Genomic DNA, 21,125 nt, shown 5'->3' with positions numbered 1-21,125 from the left:
ATGGAACCGCCCTTCAAGCGGCTTTGTCCGCAGAGGTTTGGATGACAAGGATGGACGGAGAGATGGATCATAATCTCCATGTGGTCGATCTGGCGCGCAGCTGGATCGGCACACCGTACCACCATCAGGCCAGTCTGAAAGGCATTGGATGCGATTGCCTGGGATTGGTGCGCGGTGTCTGGCGGGAGCTTTACGGCCAAGAGCCGGAAACGCCGCCGGCCTATTTCCCGGACTGGGGGCAGGTGTCAGAGGACGAAACCTTGCTGGCGGCTGCCAAGCGGCATTTTGCGCCGGTTTCGATCGATGCACTGGAGCCGGGCCACGTGGTTATCTTCCGCATGCGGCCGAAAGCCATCGCCAAACACTGCGGCATTGTCTCGGACGAGGGACGCATGATCCATGCCCTCGAAGGCACGGGGGTGTGTGAGGTTTCTAATAAACATTGGCTCAGGAAAATAGCAGGTAGCTTCGAGTACAACACATCTTGTTTTGGCAATTATCTCATAAATAAATAAAATCAAGAGTATATATTGTCATAGCATTCACTCTCGTTATAGTTTATTATCCAAATGGCTTTATCTTCTGATTGAGTTTGGAGGCGTTTATGATTGCCTACGTTTTGGAATTAGTTAAGGAGCACCAGGAATGGTTGTTCGGAAGTAGTAGTGTAGCTCTATTAATAGTAGCCTTATTTTCAAATGGAAAGAAGTCTGAAAAAAAAGAAAAAAATACAAATCTTAGCTTATTAGAACTACTTAAAGCGCGAACTGGTTCACGAAATTTCGTTATCCTCGGCGCTTCATTGTTTATGATGCTTCTCGCTTTTGGAGGGGCTAAAAACTCGGGCAATGTAATAAATAGTGGCGATGGAAGCCAAAATATAAATGCCGTAAACTCTGATGTGGTAGTTAAGAGGTGACGCTTTTATGAGTAAGTTAAAGATTTTTGTTTCAACTATTTTATCATTTTTTTTAGTTTCTGTGTTTTTTTCAGGCTCTGGTTTTGCGCAGAACTCAAAGTATTACTTGGATAGTCAGGCTTACTATGCACGAAATGTGATTAATTCTGGTGATAATACAATAAACGCAATAGCGAGTGGGAAGTCGGAAATACTGATAGTTATTGCTGAAGATGGTGGTGAGGAGAGATATACAACAAATCAATACCTAAATTATATCAAGAATAACCGTGCTGATATTCTCAGCAACGTTGATGACGAATATTCGGAGTTGGGGCGACGCGTTCGAGATACAATCGCAGTAGCTGAATACTTGTTTGAAGATAACCAGTATTCAGCTTCAGCGGCAATGTATGAGCGAGCCGTCCGCCTAATAAGCTCAAACACAGGCGCAGTTAGGAAGTTAGAAGGACTAGCCACAGCAAGTTTTTACGGCTCAGCGCGTCATGTGGAGGGGATAAAGTTTATTTGTAGGCGTTACCAAGGAAGGCCATTGTGGGATTTTCGATTTCGACACGCAATTCATGCCCATTTAAGAAGTTTGGCAGAGAACCTCGGTTACGAATATGCTGAAGATGTTATCTGGAAGCTAAGAAAGAATCCGCAGTGCCAGCGCGATGATATTTCGCCCGTATGGATACCAATTCCTCTGTCAGATATGAGATGGTTAGAAAAAGGTGTTCCTCCAAACCAAGTACGGTATGGGTTTTCCAAAAAAATTGATCGTGAATATTCAAGTAAATATATAAAAAATGGCCTCCCTTTTTCAGATTACTTACTTTTCGTTGGAGGTAAGTATAGAGAGATAATTGATAAATATGAAAATTCCTATATATTTGACTTGGCATTACTTGGGAGTGGCGATACTTCTTCTTATGATGTTGCTGTCCGTCATCTGAATATTTACTTGGAACGTTATCAGCGAAACAGACTGTCTGCAATATATCAGTTGATGCAACTGTTTGATCAGATGAATGATAAAGAAGCTAAGGATGAATTAATTACCAAGTATTCAAAAATATTGTTTAATAAAAATCTTGAACGAAAAATGTATTTTCAGATTAATTCGACTACCAGAGTTTGGTTGCCTGCCGGGAAAATAGAAAATATTAGTCTTGATGCAATTCGATTGATGAAGGAGTTTTATACTGATTGCCCCAATTTTAGGGGCCTCCTTGGTGACGGTAAGTACAAAGAACTATCTAGTGTGGTCAATTACTATCAAGAAAAACTTTCGAATCTACAAGATGTTTCGTTTGAGTTTCAGGGTTATTTTGATTTTGATGATGGTGAGTCTGGTGAAGGTTCGTTCGATTACAAAAATCGATGTGTTGTGGAATTCAACTTTGAAAACTTATTATATCTGCAAGAATATTTAGGTATGATTTTGAATTCACTAAATACCACCCAACCAGAATCCGCTTATAAAATTGGGCACCTGTTTAAAATGTGCGGTGACCTACGATCAATTTGGGCGCCGAGAATGCAGGAGACAAAAAAACAGTATGGTGCTGAATGTTTAGAATTAGAAAACAACTTCGGCGTCTTTGGAGACTTTCATACTGTAGGCTCGCGGTTACTTAAGCACGCCTACGATGTTGCTCCTTTTGAATATCACCACAGTCTCTATTTGGCTGCATTATCAGCGAAGAATAATCATGATTATGATACCATGTTACAGTACCTTGAGATCTACATTGACTATCATCCGAACGAAAAATACGCTGATGATGCTTTGACTGATATTGGGCATTATTATTTGGCTGTCAGAGGTGAATATAGAAAAGCAGATAATTTCTTTTTGGAAGTGGTAGACAACTACTCGAATAGTAATTCCTACGACAATGCGTTAAACTGGCTGGTTTCATCAAAACGAGCTCAGGGAAAATATGTTGATACTATTGAATACTCAACAAAATTATTGGCTAGTATAGCATCAGAACGCTTGTTTAAGAAAATATCTGGTCGACACGCTGAATTGAGAAGCGAGTCTTATTACGGTTCCAAGCAGGAGAGCTTGGTTTTTGGTTACAATTTGGGTGATGGTGCCTACTTTGCTTTTGGCAAAAGCATTGTTGTTAGAAATGTATTGGACGGGATTGAAGAAATTGAAGTTGGCGATGAAGTAAAGTCGGTGGATGGTGTTGACGTGGACGTATTAAGCTTACTATTTAGCCTTGTTAATGACGCAAAGAAGCAAGGCAAAGATACAATTTCTTTCAAGATTTATAGGCCGAGTACTTTTGAATACAAAGAGGTTTTAGTTGACTTGGCTCTATTATGATGCCTGTTATTTCTTAAAAAATTTTATTTGCATAGATATTATTTGTAATTTTTTGCTTTATGTAAATCGAGATCGGATTGAAAAATCATGGCAACACTTCTTTTGGGTGCGGCCGCGTCGGCGCTTGTCGGGGCGACCGGCGCGACGGGTCTTGTCGCAAGCGCCATCACAACGGCTGCCACCATCGGCGGATCCTTGCTGGACAGCTACTTGTTCAGCGGCGGCGGATCCTCTCAAACGCAAGAAGGCGCGCGGCTGGACAGCCTGCAGGTCTTATCAAGCACGGAAGGGGCGGCAATCCCGATCGTCGCCGGATTTGCGCGTGTCTCGGGGCAGGTGATCTGGGCCACCAACCTGGAAGAGGAAATCCAGACGTCCACGCAGCGCACCGGCGGCAAGGGCGGGGGCGGCGGCTCCAAGGTCACCACAACCACATACGCTTATTATGGCAACTTCGCCGTGGGTCTGTGCGAAGGTCCGATTGCTGCGGTCCTGCGCGTTTGGGCGGACGGCAACGAACTGGACCTGACCCAGATCACGCACCGGATTTACACCGGGTCTGAAGACCAGTTGCCGGACAGCCTGATTGAAGCCAAACAGTGCGCTGGCAACGCACCAGCGTATCGCGGCCTTGCCTATGTGGTCTTTGACCGCTTGCCGCTGGAAAAATTCGGCAACCGGATCCCGCAGCTGACCTTTGAAGTGATGCGCAGTGTCGGCCGTGAGGAAGAGCTGTTGACCGGGATGTGCATCATTCCGGGGTCAACGGAATTCGGCTATGAACCGCAGCGGGTCGCGGACTACATCAATGCAACGGACAAGGTGGACAACAACCGCCACACCAAGACCCACACCAGCGACTGGCTGCACTCCGTGGACCTTTTGAAAGCCGTTTGCCCGAATGTCGATACCATCGCGCTTGTCGTCGCCTGGTTTGGCACGGACCTGCGCTGTGACCAGTGTCTGGTGGAACCGCGCATTGAAGCGGTCAAGCAAACAGATCCGATCGAATGGCAAGTGGCGGGGTTGAACCGCGAGACGGCTACGGTTGTTTCCTATATCGACGGAAAACCGGCTTACGGCGGATCCCCGAATGATGCCAGCGTGATTGCCGCGATTAAGGATTTGAAGGCGCGTGGCTTCAAGGTGTTGCTCTATCCCTTCATCATGATGGATATCGAAAACGACAATGGCTTTCCGGATCCCTACGGCCGGCCGCAGCAGCCGCCGTATCCCTGGCGCGGCAGGATCACCTGCCATCCGGCGCCGGGGCAGCCCGGCACTCCAGACAAGACGGCGGCTGCGGTAACGCAAGCCGCCGTTTTTATTGGAACCGCGCAACCCGGCCACTTTGGCGGAAGTGGTTCCGAGGTCACCTATTCCGGGCCGGATGAATGGTCTTACCGGCGGTTTATCCTGCACCTTGCCAAGCTGGCCCAAATGGCGGGCGGCGTGGACGCCTATTGTGTCGGCACGGAAATGCCGGGCATGACGTTTGTCCGCGGGGCTGGCAACAGTTTCCCGTTCGTGTCCGCCCTGGTGGCCTTGCTGTCGGATGTCCGGTCAATGCTCGGGGCATCAAACAAGCTGGGGTATGCGGCGGACTGGTCCGAATACCATTCCTACCGGCCGGACGACGGCAGCGGGGACGTGTTCTTTCATCTGGATCCGGTCTGGTCGTCTTCAGAGTGTGATTTCATCGGGATCGACAATTACATGCCGCTGAGCGATTGGCGGGATGGCTTTGGACATGCGGACCACATGGCCGGGCATTCATCGATCTATGATGTCGCGTACCTCAAAGCGAACATCGAGGGCGGGGAATATTACGACTGGTTTTATGCCAGTGCTGAAGACCGGGACAGCCAGACGCGCACACCGATCGAGGACATGGCGCATGGGGACCATTGGGTGTTCCGCCAGAAGGATGTCCGGAACTGGTGGCAGAACCCACACCAGAACCGGCCGGGCGGGGTGCGTGACACAGGCGTGACAGGCTGGGTGCCGCAATCAAAGCCGGTCTGGTTCACCGAAATGGGCTGTCCGGGGATCGACAAGGGACCTAACCAGCCGAACGTCTTTTATGATCCGAAATCCTCGGAATCGTTCGTGCCGTATTATTCATCCGGCGCGCGCGATGACTTTGTTCAGCGCCGCTACCTGCGCGCCATGCTGGAGTATTGGGCGGATCCCGCGAACAACCCGGTGTCGTCCGTTTTCGGCGGTCCGATGCTGGAGCCCGGCCGGCTCTATGGCTGGGCATGGGATGTCCGGCCGTTTCCGAGTTTTCCGATTGCCGCCGATGTCTGGGCTGATCATGCCAACTTCTACACCGGCCATTGGCTGTCCCGGCGTATGGGCGGGGCGCCGGCGGACGGCATTGCCAAACTCATGATGGAGCGGAGCGGGCTTGTTGAGGGTGCGGACTTTAATACGGACGGCATGATTGGCACGGCGGACGGCTACATCATCGACAACGTGACGTCCGCCCGGTCCGTGATCGAAAGCCTCGGGGCCGCCATGGCCTTTGATCCGGTGGAAAGCGGCGGGCGCATCGAAGGGCGATCGCGGCGCCACCTCAAGCCGGTGGCCACTCTGGATCCGGCGGACATGCTGGACAGGGGCAAAAACCAAGCGCCGGTCACCATTCGCCGGGCGCAGGAAACGGACTTGCCGCGCGCGGTTCGGGTGACCGCTTATGACGCGGCACGGGATTTCCAGACCGTGACCGGGGAAGCCCTTCTGGAAATGGTCGTCAGTGACCGGGTGGTGGTGACCGATACCCCCATGGTGGCTGACTTTCCGCGCATGGTGGCGCTGGCCGAATTCCTGCTGCAGGAAGCCTGGGCCAGCCGGGAAGGCTATCAGTTTGGCACTTCAGAGGCAGACCTTGCGCTGGAGCCGGGCGATCTGGTGTCGTTTGACTTTGGCGGCCGGTCGCATCTGGTGCGACTGACAAAGGCCGTCGACGGTCTGGGGCGCAAGATTGAGGGCAAGAGCTATGACGGGCCGGTTTATGAACCGGCGCGCAATTCGATCATCGAGCTTGGCCGGATTGGCGGCGGTGGCGGGAATGGCAGCGGTGGATCCGGCGGTGGCGGCGGAACAGGCGGGGGTGGCGGTGGCCGGCCGGATGTGACGGCGGACGTGACGCCGGTCTTTATCGATGGGCCTTTGCTGCGGGATCAGGACAGTGCGCATCAGGGATATCTGACCGGAACACGAAAACCGTTTGCGTCCGGTTTGGTGTTTTTGTCCAGTCCAACCACAAGCGGATATGTGGTCCGCGCCAGCCTGGCGGTCCCTGGCCGCATCGGGCATTTGACGGCCGATCTTGATCCGGGGCCGCTCTACCGCTGGGATTGCAGGACCACGCTGGAAGTGGAGCTGTACGACGGCCAGCTGCAGGGTCTTGACGATCTTCAGGTGTTCGCCGGCGGCAACGCTGTCCTTGTCGAGGCGCCGAACGGGGACTGGGAACTGGTGCAGTTCGCAAATGCGGAGCTGACCGGCGCGCGGACCTACCGTTTGACCCGGCTGCTACGCGGTCAAAAGGGTACGGAAACCGCCATGGGCGCGCTGAAGGGTGCGCGCGTGGTGTTTCTGGATGGCGGGTTGGAACAGACCGGTCTTGATCGCGCACAGATCGGCTTGCCGTTGAACTGGCAAGCCGGACCGGCAAGCGGAGCGGTTGGAGATCCGGACTTTTTCGGAAAAACCGTCACCTTCACCGGGCGCGGGGAACAGCCGCTGTCGCCGGTTCATCTAAAGCCAAGTGACGCGGGGGGTGGTGATGTCGCCTTGTCCTGGATCCGCCGAACCCGGATTGGCGGGGACGGATGGGAACAGGCGGATGTGCCACTTGGCGAAGACGCCGAGATGTATGAAATCGAAATCTGGAAGGCCGGAAGCTTGAAGCGAACGCTTCAGGCGGCCAGCCAGTCTGTCACCTATACGGCCGCCCAACAGGCGGCCGATTTTGGATCGAGTGGGCAACCGTTTGAATTCCGGGTGTTCCAGATGTCCGCAACCTATGGCCGGGGCGCGGCCGCAGAGGGAAGCTATCAGCCATGAGCACACCGAACCTGAACCTGCCCGAAATTGTCGCCAGTCAAAGCCAGAAGCACATCACGCACAATGAGGCCTTGGGCATCCTTGACGCAGTGGTCAACCTGTCCGTCCTCTCGCAATCGGTCACCAGCGATCCGGCAAGTCCCGCAGACGGCGCCCGGTATCTGGTCCCGTCCGGAGCAGCCGGCGCCTTTGCCGGTCATGACGGCAAGATTGGGTCTTACCGGGGTGGCGTCTGGACGTTTTACGATGCAGCGGCCGGGTGGCGGGCTTTTGTGGCAGATGAGGGTGGCTTCGCAGTCCATGACGGCACCAATTGGAGCGGGCCGGACCCGTCCCTGATTTCCGTCACCCCAAACGGCGCGGAAAGCCGGATTGTCACGGTAGAAGAGGAAATTTTTCTCTCAGGGGCCAGTGTTCAAAGCACACTTACGATACCGGACCGGGCCGTGGTTTTTGGCGTCTCGACCCTGACGACAGAAGACGTGACCGGTGTCTGGCAATATCACTGCGGCATTTCCGGGCAACCTGAGAAATTCGGCGGGTATCTCGGGATCGCGGCCGGATCCAACAACGCCGGGGTGATCGGGCCTGAAGCCTTTTATGCCGATACGCCGGTGGTGATCACGGCGCATGGCGACACGGAAGTTTTTGCGGGCGGCAAGGTCCGGATAGCGCTTCACTACTTCTTGCCGGTGGTGCCGCAAAGCTGATGCCTATGCCGCACGCTTAATACCCATGCGCTGTCCAAATTACGTTAATGCCGTGTACCTTTGTATCGCAATAAGTGACAATTCTGGCGTGGAAACCGTTTTCGGTGATTTCGTATGGGTAAGCATGTATGCGAAGGGCGCCCACCACTGCTAGGGAAGTTATCCCAAGAACGACACTGGGTGCCGATTTGAAAGGTTCTTCAAACTTAACAAACCGGCTCCGAATTCCACGGTGGGCCTTATCGCCAGGAATGCAGCCAGTGCTAGAAGTACTATCAGTAGGATCCAAAAATTTTCCCAGCTCATATTCAGTGGGTCGGATTTCTCCTGTTTCAACGCGAAGTAGTTTTTTTTGAAGATCATTGATCTTGGCTATCAGGCATAAATCATTCTCGTGGGCGGTCTTAACGCCTTCAACTTCATCTAGAGTACAGTCGTGCTGCAGCGTGTTTCCTTTTGCCGGCGAGTTATTAACGGCTGCAAAACAAATTATCACTCCGAGGAAAAGTACAATATATCGCATCCCACACCTCCAAATAATTTCCAGCAACCCAACCAAGAGAGCCGACAACCACTACGCCAACCGCTGTTTGAAGCGCATGTTCAGATAGTTTTTTTATGAGTGGTTTTTTTTCGTTACTCATATTTTCCCAAATTTACTGCGCAGTGACGATCTTGGATTTTCGGAAATAACTACACAATCGAAATCCCGATAAGTTTGCTTTCGAAGTTTTGCAGGTAGTCCCAAGGGTGTAGTTATTGTTTTCGCAACAATTAGTAAGTCTGCCGGCGTTTTCGTCAAGTATCAATCAATAGCAAAGCACCTCAACCCAGCCGCGCAAGCGGCTTTTTTTGTGCCTGAAGGAAAGGGGGCAGATCATGCAGATGAGTGACAGAGGACTGGCGTTCCTGGCCGGTCATGAGGGGTATGTGAGCCGGGCCTACATCGACCCGGCCGGCGTGGTGACGATCGGGTATGGGTTCACCATGCGCGGCCGGGTTTTTGCCGCCTGGTGGCGGACCCGCCACGGCCGCAAGCTGAGGCTAGGGGACACGATCAATCGGCGGGACGCGGACCACATCCTATCGCGGATGCTGACGCAAGAATATGAAATCCCGGTGGAACGGACGTTTGCATCCCTGCCGCAACACCAGTTCGATGCCTGCGTGTCGGTCGTCTACAATCTGGGTGCCCGGGCGCTGAGATGGAAATGGGCCAAGGCCTTGAAGCGGGGCGATGTCAAAGAGGCTGCAAGACTGTTGCGGCGGACGGGAACAACCGCCGGCGGGCATCGTTTGAACGGATTGGTGCGCCGGCGGAAGGAAGAGGCCGCGCTGCTGGAACATGGGATCTACACCGGCGTTCTGGAAGGCCGTCCGCGTCTGGCCCGGCCGGTGCCGCCCCCCAAACCAGATCCCGTTGTCCGGGAGGCGCAGGAAGCGCTGACCCGCTTTGGATTTGATCCGGGCGTGATTGACGGCTGGATGGGGCAGCGCACAAAGGCGGCTGTGCTGGCCTATCAGCGCCAGCATCCGGACCTTGTGAATGACGGGATCATCGGTCCGGCCACCCTGGCGCAGCTCAGAAAGGATGCGCTTGTGGTCAAGGACAGCCAGGTCGGCGGTGCGCTGGTCACGGCTGTGACCGGTGGAGGTCTGTTCGGTGTGCCGTGGATCTGGATCCTGGGCGTCGCTTTCGGGCTCGGGCTGATCTGTCTTTTGTATCTTGTCTGGCGCTATGGCGATGTTCTGACCCGGCGTCTTCAGGGAAACGCAGCAAAAAGGGAAGCTGCGCCATGATTGCCGTGTTCAGATTTTTCGCACTCACCAAAACCGGCCGCCTGTGTGCGGCCGTTTTGGTTGGTGCTGTGTTCATTGCGTCCGTTTATGCGCTTGGGGGAAACCACGCGCGGTTAAAGGATAGGGCCAAGGATCTGGAATCGGCCCTGGAACTCGAACAGGGAAGGGCGCGCGACGATGCCTATTTGCAGAACCTGGAAGACGATCACTTGTGTCTTGAGTATTTCCGCCGGTCTCACCGGGTGCGGGACCCTGCAGAATGCCGGGCCCTGCGCGGGGTTCACAGCGAATAGTTTGAGCCCGGCCGGGTTTGCAGCGCTGGTGAAGATCGATCGCGGCGGGGCGGAACGCGTCGCCGGCAATGACCGCAACGGTAAACGGCGGGGGTGCTGGTGATGGAAGGTCCCATAACGTGGGAACAGTTGCTGGGGCTGGCCTTCATCGGTGGGGCGCTTGGCGGGGCGTGGTGGTTCCTGTTTGCCGCGATCCTCGGCGTCCGGCGGGACCTGAATGAATTCCGCCTGAAGGTGGCAGAAGAATACGCCAGCCGGGAACACTTGCGGGAAGTTGAATTGCGGCTGGTGGATGCGATCAACAAACTGTCCGACAAGTTTGAAGCCCTGCCATCAAAAATTGCCGCAGCAATGCATATCCAGCAAGACTAACAAAGCGCGCCTTGGGAAGCCGGGGTGCGCTTTTTTTGTTTGGTTACAAGTCGATCTGAACACCTGTGTGCTTTTCAAGCTTGGTTCTGATCAGCCCTTTCGCGACTGCTACGATGATGTCAAATGTAAAACCGCCAGCTTTTTCAGCACCAACCTTTGTTTGCGCCCATATCTCGCTGTCTCGGACGCTATCGAGGAAGTCGTGACCGGCCCATGTTATTTCGTCTACTATCCATCCGCCACCACCAGTTCTTGTGAATTCTGCCAGTCCGCGGTTTTGAATTAGTTTTAGATGGTGCTCGAGTTTATCGGCTTCCTCCCTACTCATACCTAATTCTTCAACCATTAGTATCCTACTGGTATCGTCTGACCTTACTTCAAATACTTTCTTGCCGGTTTCAATTTCCAGCATAATGTCCCGAACCATATCCATATCACGCTGCATTAGATGCTCCATTGTACACTCAATGCGAGAAGTGTATTAATTGTGCGCGCTAATTACGAGTTTAAATGTATGATACATACAATGATGAGCGGCTTTTTTTTGACCGGTTTTGTACTTGGTTTAAATATTATTTTTGTGCCAAGAATTATCTGATCTTTATAATTCAAAATATCAAGCTGCCGGGTTTTGTTGCACACTAGAAAATTAGGAGCGGATGTTATGTCCTGACGCGTCCTGCTGTCGTTTGTTGTTGGCCTAGAGACAGCTATTTTCGCTTATGAGTTTTACGTTTTCCCACAATACAGGACCTGCAAAGAAGTCTTTTGCGAACGAGATAACAGTGTGACAACGGCATAGATCTATTGCGATACACGGTCGATTTTTTTTAATTAGGGAGCTAGACAGTGTCACTATTTTTTAAACTTCAAGAAGAAGACCGTATCGAAGAAATGAACCGAGCGAATGCCAACTATATGATTATTGGCGGAGCCGCTATGCAATTTTACGGTTCACAAAGAAAGCGCAAAGATCTGGATATTTTAATTCAGCAAACACCTGAAAACATCCAAAAGCTAATCGATGCGGGCGGCTTCGGTTTTCAAACTGGAAGGACAGTGGACGAATGGTTGCAGCCAAATGCCCATATAGCAGAGGAGGGAATTGATATTATTGCTTCTTGGGCAGGAGTAGATACTACCCGCTTTTTTTCCGACGTGGTCATCACAAAAATTGAAGACATACAGGTACATTTACCTTCGATGCAGAATCTTATCGAAATGAAATCATTAGTATGTACCGAAAAGGATGTCGAGGATCTCAAGTTTCTTATGTCGATTTCATAAGAGTGGTTTTTCAAATTGCCCCGTGCGCCTGCGGATAAACTGGCCGCGCTTCAAAGCCATGATGACCGCAGCATTCACAATAGATATTGCGATACCTCTTGCCCAAATCCGGCACCGGATCTGAATCCCTGAAATCAAATCTGGCCAGCTCGACCACTTCCGAGGCGCTGCAATAGGGCATGTTCAAACAGCACAGCAGCAACCTGTGGCCACCGCGCTTCAGATCGCCAATGGTGACCGGCTCTAACTTTGGGACCGTGTTGTCGTTCATCCAAAAGGAACAGCTAACGGACGAACCGCATAGGCTGTAGGCCAAAATATCCATTTTCAACTGGAGAGTTCATTTTAGCCCATGTCTGCTATCAGGAAAAATGAATGAAAATGATGGCCCTAAAAGAGAAATATTGGTTCTCAAACCGAGGGTTTTGGAAGATTTGTGTATGTCTAAAAAAGTAGCCGGCTGTATTCTTTTATTACCCGTTGTTCTGATCATGATTTTATCAGTTGGTGAAATGGCGTTTACGAAAACCACCTTTCGCGCAACTGTAATTGACATAGATAAAAGTAGACGCTGGTGCGCTGTCAAAAGACTCGGCAAGGCAGAACGCTTGTTTGCAGGCAGAACTCGAAAGCAGTGTTATCTAATAATTACCGACAATGGAATATATGCGTTACCCGACGATGCAGACTTCTCAAGTTGGTCCAGTGAGTCCTCGAAAGATTTAGAACGAAAACTCGTGCCAGGGTGTTTGTATGAAATATCTGCAGGCGGATGGTTCGGTGATATCCCAAACAAAAACCGGGTGCCTGTGGTGCATCGGATAATTGATGCCAAACTTTCAGCACAGCGGAAAAAGAATGAATGCCCGCTTGTTTCTGACTGATGCCTGATCGCAAACCGTTACCGGTTCAAATTTCGGGGCCGTGTTGTCGTTCATCCAAAAAGAGCACCGAGGGCACGTCGCCAAATCGGCTTTTTGAGGGTTTTGACGCGTGCGGTCAATTCACCTGTCCGGCCTTCGAACGCAAGATCAATTGGCGTCTTGCCGCCGCTGGCAGGCAAGCGGCGTGTCATCCACTCTATGCGGTGTTGGGCGGTGTAATGATCTGGAAGCGTGTCTTCGAGCGCGCGCAAGTCCTTCACCGCTTCTAAGTCTTCCAATCGTTGCATTGCCTTTTCTCCCTTGCCGTCCCGTTAGAAAAAAACGCCAGTTTTTCGACCACCTTCTTCTTGTGTTCTGGGGTCGGGCCGGTGCCATGTACGCACCGGTCATGAGATGTCCACCTTCCAGACCTCACTGCAGCTTTGGCTTTGGTACAATCAACGATGTGCCCTGAACCTCGGCAAGCTCCAGAAATTCATATCCGAGCCTCAGATCGGCGTTCGGGCGTTTGGCCTTTTCCGCGTCCAGCGCGTCGTAGGCAGCGGCAATGGCCGGGTCGAGGCAGTCCGGCGCCAATTCATGAACCGCCCGGGCAAAGGCCAGAAGCGCGTCCCCCAAACCCCGCGTTTCATCGTCACTCTCTTTGATTCTGGACATGCCGGAGCCTCTTTTCCCGGGGTGCAACAGGCGCCCAGCTTAACCGGAAGATGTGCCGCCTTTGAAGGGGCAATCGGCAGTAAAGGGTCAGAGCAAGGGCCTGTCCTGAATGCGATGTGAGCTTTTCCGGATCGGTGCTTGACGGTTTTCGTGACTTGAGAACATAAGAAGAACATGAGCTCGGATTGGACAACGGAAGAAGAGCTGGCCCGGTTGATCCGGGCCCGGGCCGCGCGCGGCCGAATGGTCACCTTGCGGCCGGAGACGGCCGAAAAAATTGCCCGGCGGCTGCTCACCCCCTCCGGCGTGGACCGGCATCTGGCCGGGCTCGGCTTTCGCCTGGAAGTCTGGAGCCCGGACGGGCGCGGATTCCTGGAGCTGCTTGCCGCCACCCAGAGCTATCAGCTGATCAAGCTGGTCTTTGATGCGGCTTTAAAAACCCGTCCGGGCGGGCGGCTTGTGGTGCGCCAGGGCATCCGGGTGGTGCTTGATTCCGGGCCGCCGGATCCGGGCGGGGCCGGCAATGTCGTGCGTTTGCCAACGGCGGGAACCGGCCGGGCGCGGTGAAGCAAAATGGCTGTCCGTCATGATTGTTGCTGCGGCCCGGAACCCGGAACCATTGGGGCAGATGCATCGCCGCCTCATCGGCGGGTCCGGCCGCCGTCCTGAAAACCTTCTTTCAGGATCTCCACGTAAACCTTTTGCGTGTTTCCCATCAAGGCCGCCGCGGCCCGCAATTTGCCGGCCGTCCGCCGCTGGCCCATGGACTCGGCCAGGATGGCTAGGCGCAAGGCCTCGGCCGCGTATTCCTTCAATTCGGCATGCGCCTGATAGGCACATTCGGCCAGCTCAAGGCGTCGTTTCAGGTCAGGTACACTCCGTCTCATATCCTGTGTCCTCTCTCATGAGGTATTACCAATAGTAAAACAGAGACCTATTCCGCCATCGCAAGTAAAACGAGGTGAAAAATCGCTTCTTAATAAAATCTTAAGGGCGCAAGGCCGCTATTCCATTTGGTTTTACCCTCCCGGTTTCTTTCCGAAGACTACGTTACGGAAATTTTTCCTAGCGGAAAGCTGAAAAAGTGTCTTAAGATAAAATACAACCAAAAATTGTTTTGAGATTGTGCAAACGATTGCACCGGGGAGGCCGGCATGTTGGCAGACAGGGCATTGATGGAAGCGTTTTTGGGATTTGCAGAACCCTTGCGGCCGGCGGCGACGCTTCACCGGACGTGTGTTGCTGCAGCGCGCGCCCGGGTCGCGGGATTGTCTCCCAGTCCGTCGGAGCATAGCCTTGCAGAGGTGCTCCGACTGCTCGAGAGCCTGGAAGCAGACGGTCAAACCGGGGCTTTCACACGCATGGACCTGCAGCGCGCGGACGAAGCGGGATCAGGACCGGACGGGGACGCCGGTCCTGCGTCCGCGGGGCGGGCCGGTCTGAGCGTGCGCGGGGACATGGAAACCCGGCTGGACCATCTGGAAGATCAGGGGCTTCTGGAGACCGTGCTGAACCTGGTGGTGCCGGCAGCGGACGCGACGATCTTTTCCATGGCTCTTGTTGCGGAATTCGGCACGCTGGATGCGGTTTTATGTGCCAGCGATGCCAGGATCATGATGATTTCCGGCGCCGATCACCGGCTCACGGATCTCCTGGCGCTTCTGCGTGCCATGCGCACACGCTCCTTTCTGGAACAGGCGCGGGCCGCACGGCCGATCCGCAGCGCCGAACAGGTGTTCGACTATGCGATCGCAGCCATGGCGCACCTGCGCCGAAGCGAGATCCGGGTGTTGTTCCTGAACAAGCACCGGGAGCTGATCGGGGTCGAGGTGCACCAGCGGGGCGACATGGATCATGTGGCCTTCTACCCCCGGGAGGTGATTGCGCGGTGCCTGGACCTTGGGGCCCGGTATTTCATCGTGCTGCAAAACCACCTGGACGGGGAAACCGAACCGGAGATGGGAGACTTGAACCGGATCTGTCTGCTGGAAGCCGCGGCGTCTGGCCTCGGGATCGACCTCATCGATTATGTTCTGGTGACCCCTTACCTGTGTGTCAGCCTGCGGGAGCAGGGGCTGATCGGTGCGGACAAGCCGAGGTTCCTCTGGTTCAAGGACGGCCGGGGATCGACCGACTGGCCCGATACTTGGCCCGAGACCTGGCGCGAAATCTGGTCGGAGCTCAATGCAAACCGGGAGCCGGACCTGTGAGCCCGCGGCACGCCTCAAACATGGCGGCCTGCAAGGAGGGGTCGAAATGACGGATCCGGAGATGAAGAGGGCGCGCACTCCGGGCGGCCCCTTGGTGCTGCCGGGTGTCTTGCACATCAGCGCGGTGCCGGTGCCGCAAACCCGGCCGGTGCGGCCGAGGGATTTTCAAGCGTTCGCCAAGCCATATGTGCGAAAGCGGGGCCGTCCACAGTCTTACCCAAAACCTAACTGGTCTCCGGGTTTTGCCGAGGACACCGATCCGGCACCGCAACCGCCCTTGTTGAACCGCGCCAGGTTGCGTGCGCACGAGGCGGACATCCTGGCGGGTCTGGCGCCCCACTTCCGCCCCTACTATTACCTGCGCTTTCACCATCACCGCACCTATCGCGAGATCGCCGACCATTTGAAGATCTCAGAACCGCTCGCGCGCAAGCGGGTTTCTCAGGTCCGGCAGTTCCTGAAGGAAGTGTTGGGGGAGCGGTGGTGAGCCGGGCTAGTAGCAATTGTCTGAGGGGTATAAGTAAAAAAATAAACTGTGGGTTGATAATTATTGTTATAAATACCAAGGACACATGTGTTAGCAAACACCTGATGATATCCATGTTGAAAAATGAGGTGCCGGACAGATGTTGAACGGCAAAGCTACGCAAAAGAATGGGAAAAAACCGTGGACCGATCACCTTCTGGGCAAATCGGGGATTGGTCTCGTCCTTTTTATTGCCGTGGCCCTGGCCAACACCAATGCAAGGGCAGACCAGACGCCCCTGGTTTGCGATTCCTTCAAGGATACCAGCCAGTTTGTAACGGCGCGGATCAACAATTTGGATATTGCTGGCGCTGAGCTGCAGTTTCCCGAAGACTATCTATTTTCTCGCCCGTTTAAGAGTGGTGAGGACCGCGACGGTTTGTTGTTGCGCGCCGATGCGAAAGACTTCTCGTCGTATCCTGAAGCAAAACAACTTTTGCCCAACGGGGGCAGCAAACTTAACGCTGGCATCCGCGACTATGTGCAGATCCTGATATCCGCATACTTGCCCATGCCGATCATTTTTAAGGCAGCTTTAACCAACAAATACAAGGCGTTTGCCCAAGTTGACCCCGGGTCAATGCGGGTGAATTACAAAACCGTTCAAAATGGCTTGCGGACACCTGCAGGATATTCGGCGGATGGGTTCTTAAAAGACGACATATTCTTTCAAGAGGACTCGTCCGGAGTTACAGACGTTATTGTCTGCTCCAGCGCCAGCCGCTTGCCGAACCCGGGATGCCGGCACACGTTCGAAGCCGGTGCCTATGACGTCAGGATCACCTATGGGCGGGCCGAGCTGCCCCGCTGGCGGGCGCTGCGCGACGGTACGGCAAAATTGCTGCAGTGCTTTACCACCAAAGATCCAAAACAACTCCCGTAATCTATCATAATGGAGTGCTGTTGTGCCAAAACCGTTGGGTGCAGAAGAGTTATCGATTCTTTCCGAACACGTCGAAGCCGGAGACCGGATTGCGTATTATGGCAAGCTTGAAGAGTGGGGGTACCGGTATGGCGCGCTCGCTGGCAGCGTCGTGGCAAATGACAGCCTCGCTGGCGCCACCGCAAACATCTATTTCGTTCAAGAATATTTGCAGGATACCGGCTCGGCTTTTGGCTTTGAAAACCTTGCCAATGTCAGCCTGGAATTGATGCGCCGGGATTTTGTTGCGCGTCAAACATCCGAAGCCGTTGCAAATGGCGGCGATCTAAGTGTCGACGCAATACGTGATTATCACTCAGCCGTCTTTGCGGACTTTGGCGCACAAGCTGACAGTTGGACGCCTTATGTCGCCCTACAGCAGTTGCAAACCTTGGAAGAGCGGCAGGCGCTTTGGGACGGGATGCTCGATGCCGGCACCGCAGCTGCCAGTTTCTTTTCCTATCTTGATATCATCACAACTGCCGGGATCGGCAATCCGGGATACATTTTTGATGTTTCGGCAGCTGGTGCCTTAGCTGGGACAGCGACGAGTACGGATTATGGACCCTATACCGTCGCAATCGGCAATGGCGGGTCCGCCGTTGGCGGCAACGCGGACGGCAATGGCAGCATCACCGGAACCTCTGGCAACGACGTTTTAATGGGGTTTGACGGGGACGACGTGCTGACCGGAAACGCTGGTGAAGACCGGTTTTACGGTGGCAATGGATACGACACCTACATCGTGTCCATCGCCCACAATACAAGCAGCCAGTCAACGTCGGTCTTTTATGATGCACCTGATGGGCTGAAGGGAAATTATGTATTCAATCCGCTGGTCGCCGACAGTGTGGACTTTGTCATGGATCTGGACGGCCTCGGGTTTGTGGAGATCAAATTCGAAGGCGGTGACGGCTGGCTGAATGGACAGTCCGAATACATGTCCCTTGGCGAAGCGCGGCTGGTCAAATCAACCTATTCGCCAGTGCAGGGCACCGCGGTCTATGAAGCCTATCGCGGCGATTCCTTTTTGGGACAGGGTGTTTTCGTCGAGAGGGATTTCATCTTTTACGAATCCGAGAACTACGGAGCGCTGTTTGGCCTCCTGGACTACCAGAGTGGTGACAGTGGCTTCTATCTATATGAAAAGGCCCACAATGGCACCAATGCAAATGATGTTTCCATCGGGACGAACGACAGCGATTACTTTTCCGCTTCCGCCGGTTTTGATGTTCTGATCGGCGGGGCGGGATCGGACACTTATGGAGAATTTGGCAAGAACTGGGAAACAACCGACATTGACGTCGTTGAGGATATCGGTGCAGCAACAGATGTGGATCGGCTCGAAGCCTATGACTACGGCGTCAATGATGTTTCGATGGGGCGCGGTGGTACATCAGGATTCGAATCTGCAAGCAACGGTTACTCGGCAGGAACCAACGACCTGGTGATGCGTTTTACCTCTTCCTATGAGGAGAACGGTTCTGTTGTGACGGATGCCGAGAGTTCGGTGATCATCAAAAACTATTTTCTAGGGACCAGCACAGCGATTGAAACCATTGCCCTTGGCGGCGGTACCTCTTTCGCCTACCCCTCGGTTTCTGCCAGCTTTGTTTATGATCCGACCCAGGGAGCAGACACACTGACGCTGGACGACGAAAAGAACATCATCGACGGCCAGGGCGGAAATGACACGATCGAGGGTCTTGGCGGCGACGATATTCTTTTGGGTGGCGCGGGCGCCGACACGCTCCGTGGAGGTGCCGGCAATGACACGCTCGCGGGTGGTCTGGACGGTGACACGCTGGAGGGCGGTGAGGGCGCAGACACCCTAAACGGCAGTTTTGGCGATGACACCCTGTCCGGTGGAGTTGGCGGTGACTGGCTTTTTGGCAATGAAGGGACAGATAGCCTGGAGGGCGGTGATGGGGCCGATGTGCTGTCCGGCGGCGATGGTAACGATACGCTAAACGGTGGATCTGGGTCTGACACCTACAGCTATTGGGTCCATGACGGCAACGATATGATTCGCGAGACCGGCCTGCAGACAGATCAGGACACTGTGGTCCTAAACGGACTGGGAGCCGAAGACATTGCGCTGGAGCGCAACGGTCCAGAGTTTGCCGATCTTGTCATCAGATTCCTGAGTACCAATGAAACCATTTTGGTTGAGGGCCACTTTCTTGCCAGCCAAAATGGCAGTGCAGACACGTCCATTGAACTAATTTCGATCAGCGGAACCAGGGGCGATGGCTATACGGACGCTGCCGAATGGGACAAAGCGGAAATCGAAAACCGGGCTGTTGAGACGCCTCCAGACAATAGGGCACCTGAGGTGGCCAACCCGATCGCATCGCAAACGAGCCCAGAAGATTCGCCGTGGAGCTTTACCGTTCCTGCAAACACCTTTTCTGATGCGGACGGTGATGCGCTAACTTTCTCAACCTCTCAAGCCGATGGTTCAGCCTTACCGACGTGGCTCACTTTTGATACAGCAAGCCAAACTTTCTCCGGCACACCGCCGCAGGATTTCAACGGCACACTCTCGTTGAAAGTGACAGCCTCCGATGGACAGGCGTCTGTCGACAACACCTTCAATCTGGTGATTGATCCAGTGAATGATGCCCCGGTCATTGCTTTGCCCATTGCGGATCAGACAGGAACGGCGGGAACAGCATGGAGCTTTGCCGTACCGGCAGACACCTTTGCCGACGTGGACGGCGATCAAATCACCCTAAACGCCACCTTGTCTGACGGTTCGGTGTTGCCGGCCTGGGTCTTGTTTGAAGCTGCAAGCCGGACGTTTTCAGGAACACCTCCTGCGGCGCTTGCGACACCGCTTTCCATCAAGGTGATTGCCTCTGACGGGTCCCTGTCGGTTGAAGAGGTGTTCAACTTGGCCGTTGAAGCGGGTACGCCCGTCGGTCAAACGCTCACCGGGACCAGTGGCGCGGATGTCATAAACGGTGGTGCTGGTGACGATGTCATTTCGGGTCTTGCCGGGAACGACACGCTCAATGGCGGCGCCGGGGCCGACGAAATTTACGGTGGTGACGGCGATGATGCCATTTATGTCGATGCGGCTGACACCATCTTTACCGGCGATGGTGGGGTCGACACTCTTCACTATCTTGGAACCGATGACCGGCAATACGCATTGGCCCAGGGTGGGTTCGAACATGCTGTGATGGGCTCCGGCAACAACACGGTGTGGGGAACAGAAAATGTCAATCATTTGGATGGCGGTGCCGGCGGCGACGTGATCCATGGTTATGGAGGCAATGATATCCTGACGGGTGGTGCCGGAGCCGATTCCCTTATGGGGGGCGAGGGTGACGACACTATTTATGCAGATGCGGCTGACAGCTGGTTTTCCGGTGACGCAGGCACTGACACGTTGATCTACACCGGCACCAACAACTTCGAATATGCACTGGCACAGGGCAGTTTTGAAAAGATTTATGCCGGTGCAGGCGACAACAAGATCTGGGGCTCGAACAACGCCGAGGAGATCTATACCGAAGCCGGCAACGATTTTGTTCAAGGCGGTGGTGGCAACGATGTTCTGGATGGGGGGGACGGCAGCGACTCTCTGCAAGGACAAGGCGGAGATGATGTAATCTATGCCGATGCGGAGGACAGCTGGTTCTCCGGGGACGCCGGGATCGACACACTGGTTTACACAGGCAACGATGATCGTCAGATCTCTTTGGGCCAGGGCGGCTTTGAGCACGCCCGAATGGGCAGCGGCAACAACACAGCCTGGGGCACGGGAGATGCCAACATTCTTGAGGGAGAGGCGGGCAATGACGTCCTGTTTGGCTACGGCGGCACTGACCGTCTCACTGGCGGAACCGGCAATGACTACCTGGTCGGTGGAACTGAGAGCGATACCTTCGTCTTTTTTGCTGGCAACACCGGTCACGATATCATTGCAGACTTTACCGCAGGCGCAGCGTCTGAAGATGTGGTTCAGTTTGAAAGCAGCGTTTTTGCATCATTCAGCTCGGTTCTGGCAGCCTCCACAGATGACGGGACAAGCACGACAATCACGATTGACCATGAGACGACGATCGTCATTCAGAACATCACAGTCGCGGGGTTGCATCAGGACGATTTCCAGTTCGCCTGATATTGAACAAATGCTC

At 53.9% G+C, this 21,125-nt stretch carries 21 protein-coding genes; 15 read left to right on the top strand and 6 right to left on the bottom strand.

Annotated features, from left to right (window positions below; genetic code table 11):
- The first annotated feature begins 62 nt into the window (after nucleotides 1–62).
- The 5 genes from ACQY4Z_RS01380 (at nucleotide 63) to ACQY4Z_RS01360 (ending at nucleotide 8,026) form a co-directional block, all read left to right on the top strand.
- Entirely contained in the window at nucleotides 63–515 is a 453-nt protein-coding gene (locus ACQY4Z_RS01380; protein WP_428525997.1) for an NlpC/P60 family protein, read from the top strand.
- A gap of 89 nt (nucleotides 516–604) precedes the next feature.
- Nucleotides 605–919, top strand: a complete 315-nt coding sequence (locus ACQY4Z_RS01375) for a hypothetical protein (protein ID WP_428525995.1) — start codon at nucleotides 605–607, stop codon at nucleotides 917–919.
- A 7-nt stretch (nucleotides 920–926) separates the two neighbouring features.
- Nucleotides 927–3,242 (top strand): hypothetical protein, encoded by a 2,316-nt coding sequence (locus ACQY4Z_RS01370; protein WP_428525993.1) that lies wholly within the window; start codon nucleotides 927–929, stop codon nucleotides 3,240–3,242.
- 87 nt (nucleotides 3,243–3,329) lie between these two features.
- Entirely contained in the window at nucleotides 3,330–7,316 is a 3,987-nt protein-coding gene (locus tag ACQY4Z_RS01365) for a baseplate multidomain protein megatron (protein ID WP_428525991.1), read from the top strand.
- Entirely contained in the window at nucleotides 7,313–8,026 is a 714-nt protein-coding gene (locus tag ACQY4Z_RS01360; RefSeq protein ID WP_428525989.1) for a DUF2793 domain-containing protein, read from the top strand. The genes ACQY4Z_RS01365 and ACQY4Z_RS01360 overlap by 4 nt, the downstream gene beginning before the upstream one ends.
- A gap of 16 nt (nucleotides 8,027–8,042) precedes the next feature.
- Here ACQY4Z_RS01360 and ACQY4Z_RS01355 read toward each other — a convergent pair whose 3' ends face one another.
- Complete coding sequence (locus ACQY4Z_RS01355) at nucleotides 8,043–8,549, bottom strand: H-type lectin domain-containing protein (protein WP_428525987.1); 507 nt, start codon at nucleotides 8,547–8,549, stop codon at nucleotides 8,043–8,045.
- Between the two features lie 362 nt (nucleotides 8,550–8,911).
- Here ACQY4Z_RS01355 and ACQY4Z_RS01350 point away from each other — a divergent pair, with 362 nt between their 5' ends.
- The 3 genes from ACQY4Z_RS01350 to ACQY4Z_RS01340 all read left to right on the top strand — a co-directional run bounded on the left by ACQY4Z_RS01350 (nucleotide 8,912) and on the right by ACQY4Z_RS01340 (nucleotide 10,491).
- Nucleotides 8,912–9,826 carry a glycoside hydrolase family protein gene (locus ACQY4Z_RS01350; protein WP_428525985.1) on the top strand — a complete coding sequence of 305 codons (915 nt, stop codon included), beginning with the start codon at nucleotides 8,912–8,914 and terminating at the stop codon, nucleotides 9,824–9,826.
- On the top strand, nucleotides 9,823–10,119 hold the full coding sequence (locus ACQY4Z_RS01345; protein WP_428525983.1) for a hypothetical protein: 297 nt from the start codon (nucleotides 9,823–9,825) through the stop codon (nucleotides 10,117–10,119). Before ACQY4Z_RS01350 ends, ACQY4Z_RS01345 begins: the two co-directional genes overlap by 4 nt.
- 102 nt (nucleotides 10,120–10,221) lie before the next feature.
- Nucleotides 10,222–10,491, top strand: a complete 270-nt coding sequence (locus ACQY4Z_RS01340; protein ID WP_428525981.1) for a hypothetical protein — start codon at nucleotides 10,222–10,224, stop codon at nucleotides 10,489–10,491.
- A gap of 43 nt (nucleotides 10,492–10,534) precedes the next feature.
- Here the strand turns inward: ACQY4Z_RS01340 and ACQY4Z_RS01335 are convergent, their stop codons facing one another.
- Complete coding sequence (locus ACQY4Z_RS01335) at nucleotides 10,535–10,936, bottom strand: DUF2513 domain-containing protein (protein ID WP_428525980.1); 402 nt, start codon at nucleotides 10,934–10,936, stop codon at nucleotides 10,535–10,537.
- Between the two features lie 404 nt (nucleotides 10,937–11,340).
- Here ACQY4Z_RS01335 and ACQY4Z_RS01330 point away from each other — a divergent pair, with 404 nt between their 5' ends.
- Entirely contained in the window at nucleotides 11,341–11,778 is a 438-nt protein-coding gene (locus ACQY4Z_RS01330) for a hypothetical protein (protein ID WP_428525979.1), read from the top strand.
- A gap of 10 nt (nucleotides 11,779–11,788) precedes the next feature.
- Here the strand turns inward: ACQY4Z_RS01330 and ACQY4Z_RS01325 are convergent, their stop codons facing one another.
- On the bottom strand, nucleotides 11,789–12,109 hold the full coding sequence (locus ACQY4Z_RS01325; RefSeq protein WP_428525977.1) for a hypothetical protein: 321 nt from the start codon (nucleotides 12,107–12,109) through the stop codon (nucleotides 11,789–11,791).
- A gap of 40 nt (nucleotides 12,110–12,149) precedes the next feature.
- Between ACQY4Z_RS01325 and ACQY4Z_RS01320 the strand changes: the two genes are divergently transcribed.
- Entirely contained in the window at nucleotides 12,150–12,662 is a 513-nt protein-coding gene (locus ACQY4Z_RS01320; protein WP_428525975.1) for a hypothetical protein, read from the top strand.
- A gap of 50 nt (nucleotides 12,663–12,712) precedes the next feature.
- On the opposite strand, the gene ACQY4Z_RS01315 is transcribed toward ACQY4Z_RS01320, so the two are convergent.
- The gene (locus ACQY4Z_RS01315; protein ID WP_428525973.1) at nucleotides 12,713–12,949 is read right to left on the bottom strand and encodes a hypothetical protein; all 237 of its coding nucleotides are present in this window, start codon (nucleotides 12,947–12,949) and stop codon (nucleotides 12,713–12,715) included.
- 124 nt (nucleotides 12,950–13,073) lie between these two features.
- Entirely contained in the window at nucleotides 13,074–13,319 is a 246-nt protein-coding gene (locus ACQY4Z_RS01310; RefSeq protein ID WP_428525971.1) for a hypothetical protein, read from the bottom strand.
- Nucleotides 13,320–13,493: 174 nt separating this feature from the next.
- On the opposite strand from ACQY4Z_RS01310, the gene ACQY4Z_RS01305 reads away from it, so the two are divergent.
- Complete coding sequence (locus tag ACQY4Z_RS01305; RefSeq protein WP_428525969.1) at nucleotides 13,494–13,886, top strand: hypothetical protein; 393 nt, start codon at nucleotides 13,494–13,496, stop codon at nucleotides 13,884–13,886.
- A gap of 74 nt (nucleotides 13,887–13,960) precedes the next feature.
- Here the strand turns inward: ACQY4Z_RS01305 and ACQY4Z_RS01300 are convergent, their stop codons facing one another.
- The gene (locus tag ACQY4Z_RS01300) at nucleotides 13,961–14,206 is read right to left on the bottom strand and encodes a hypothetical protein (protein ID WP_428525967.1); all 246 of its coding nucleotides are present in this window, start codon (nucleotides 14,204–14,206) and stop codon (nucleotides 13,961–13,963) included.
- Nucleotides 14,207–14,473: 267 nt separating this feature from the next.
- On the opposite strand from ACQY4Z_RS01300, the gene ACQY4Z_RS01295 reads away from it, so the two are divergent.
- From ACQY4Z_RS01295 to ACQY4Z_RS01280, 4 genes are all read left to right on the top strand, one after another.
- The gene (locus tag ACQY4Z_RS01295) at nucleotides 14,474–15,529 is read left to right on the top strand and encodes a JAB domain-containing protein (RefSeq protein WP_428525965.1); all 1,056 of its coding nucleotides are present in this window, start codon (nucleotides 14,474–14,476) and stop codon (nucleotides 15,527–15,529) included.
- Nucleotides 15,530–15,575: 46 nt separating this feature from the next.
- The gene (locus ACQY4Z_RS01290; RefSeq protein ID WP_428525963.1) at nucleotides 15,576–16,016 is read left to right on the top strand and encodes an RNA polymerase sigma factor; all 441 of its coding nucleotides are present in this window, start codon (nucleotides 15,576–15,578) and stop codon (nucleotides 16,014–16,016) included.
- A gap of 139 nt (nucleotides 16,017–16,155) precedes the next feature.
- On the top strand, nucleotides 16,156–16,938 hold the full coding sequence (locus ACQY4Z_RS01285) for a hypothetical protein (protein ID WP_428525961.1): 783 nt from the start codon (nucleotides 16,156–16,158) through the stop codon (nucleotides 16,936–16,938).
- Between the two features lie 22 nt (nucleotides 16,939–16,960).
- Nucleotides 16,961–21,109: a putative Ig domain-containing protein gene (locus ACQY4Z_RS01280; protein WP_428525959.1), complete on the top strand. Its 4,149-nt coding sequence runs from the start codon at nucleotides 16,961–16,963 to the stop codon at nucleotides 21,107–21,109.
- The last annotated feature ends 16 nt before the right edge of the window (nucleotides 21,110–21,125 follow it).

The organism is Roseibium sp., assembly GCF_965276855.1.
In the GTDB taxonomy this organism is placed as follows: domain Bacteria; phylum Pseudomonadota; class Alphaproteobacteria; order Rhizobiales; family Stappiaceae; genus Roseibium.
The sequence above is the reverse complement of the archived record's forward strand: the minus strand, read 5'-3'. Positions and strand labels throughout refer to the sequence as shown.

What these genes read in the sequence shown, in the direction of transcription:
- ACQY4Z_RS01365 (WP_428525991.1), top strand. Translation starts at nt 3,330, where the DNA reads ATGGCAACACTTCTTTTGGGTGCGGCCGCGTCGGCGCTTGTCGGGGCG.
- ACQY4Z_RS01310 (WP_428525971.1), bottom strand. Translation starts at nt 13,319, where the DNA reads ATGTCCAGAATCAAAGAGAGTGACGATGAAACGCGGGGTTTGGGGGAC.
- ACQY4Z_RS01370 (WP_428525993.1), top strand. Translation starts at nt 927, where the DNA reads ATGAGTAAGTTAAAGATTTTTGTTTCAACTATTTTATCATTTTTTTTA.
- ACQY4Z_RS01305 (WP_428525969.1), top strand. Translation starts at nt 13,494, where the DNA reads ATGAGCTCGGATTGGACAACGGAAGAAGAGCTGGCCCGGTTGATCCGG.
- ACQY4Z_RS01340 (WP_428525981.1), top strand. Translation starts at nt 10,222, where the DNA reads ATGGAAGGTCCCATAACGTGGGAACAGTTGCTGGGGCTGGCCTTCATC.
- ACQY4Z_RS01335 (WP_428525980.1), bottom strand. Translation starts at nt 10,936, where the DNA reads ATGCAGCGTGATATGGATATGGTTCGGGACATTATGCTGGAAATTGAA.
- ACQY4Z_RS01355 (WP_428525987.1), bottom strand. Translation starts at nt 8,549, where the DNA reads ATGCGATATATTGTACTTTTCCTCGGAGTGATAATTTGTTTTGCAGCC.
- ACQY4Z_RS01300 (WP_428525967.1), bottom strand. Translation starts at nt 14,206, where the DNA reads ATGAGACGGAGTGTACCTGACCTGAAACGACGCCTTGAGCTGGCCGAA.
- ACQY4Z_RS01285 (WP_428525961.1), top strand. Translation starts at nt 16,156, where the DNA reads ATGTTGAACGGCAAAGCTACGCAAAAGAATGGGAAAAAACCGTGGACC.
- ACQY4Z_RS01320 (WP_428525975.1), top strand. Translation starts at nt 12,150, where the DNA reads ATGAATGAAAATGATGGCCCTAAAAGAGAAATATTGGTTCTCAAACCG.
- ACQY4Z_RS01290 (WP_428525963.1), top strand. Translation starts at nt 15,576, where the DNA reads ATGACGGATCCGGAGATGAAGAGGGCGCGCACTCCGGGCGGCCCCTTG.
- ACQY4Z_RS01345 (WP_428525983.1), top strand. Translation starts at nt 9,823, where the DNA reads ATGATTGCCGTGTTCAGATTTTTCGCACTCACCAAAACCGGCCGCCTG.
- ACQY4Z_RS01295 (WP_428525965.1), top strand. Translation starts at nt 14,474, where the DNA reads ATGTTGGCAGACAGGGCATTGATGGAAGCGTTTTTGGGATTTGCAGAA.
- ACQY4Z_RS01380 (WP_428525997.1), top strand. Translation starts at nt 63, where the DNA reads ATGGATCATAATCTCCATGTGGTCGATCTGGCGCGCAGCTGGATCGGC.
- ACQY4Z_RS01350 (WP_428525985.1), top strand. Translation starts at nt 8,912, where the DNA reads ATGAGTGACAGAGGACTGGCGTTCCTGGCCGGTCATGAGGGGTATGTG.
- ACQY4Z_RS01315 (WP_428525973.1), bottom strand. Translation starts at nt 12,949, where the DNA reads ATGCAACGATTGGAAGACTTAGAAGCGGTGAAGGACTTGCGCGCGCTC.
- ACQY4Z_RS01375 (WP_428525995.1), top strand. Translation starts at nt 605, where the DNA reads ATGATTGCCTACGTTTTGGAATTAGTTAAGGAGCACCAGGAATGGTTG.
- ACQY4Z_RS01360 (WP_428525989.1), top strand. Translation starts at nt 7,313, where the DNA reads ATGAGCACACCGAACCTGAACCTGCCCGAAATTGTCGCCAGTCAAAGC.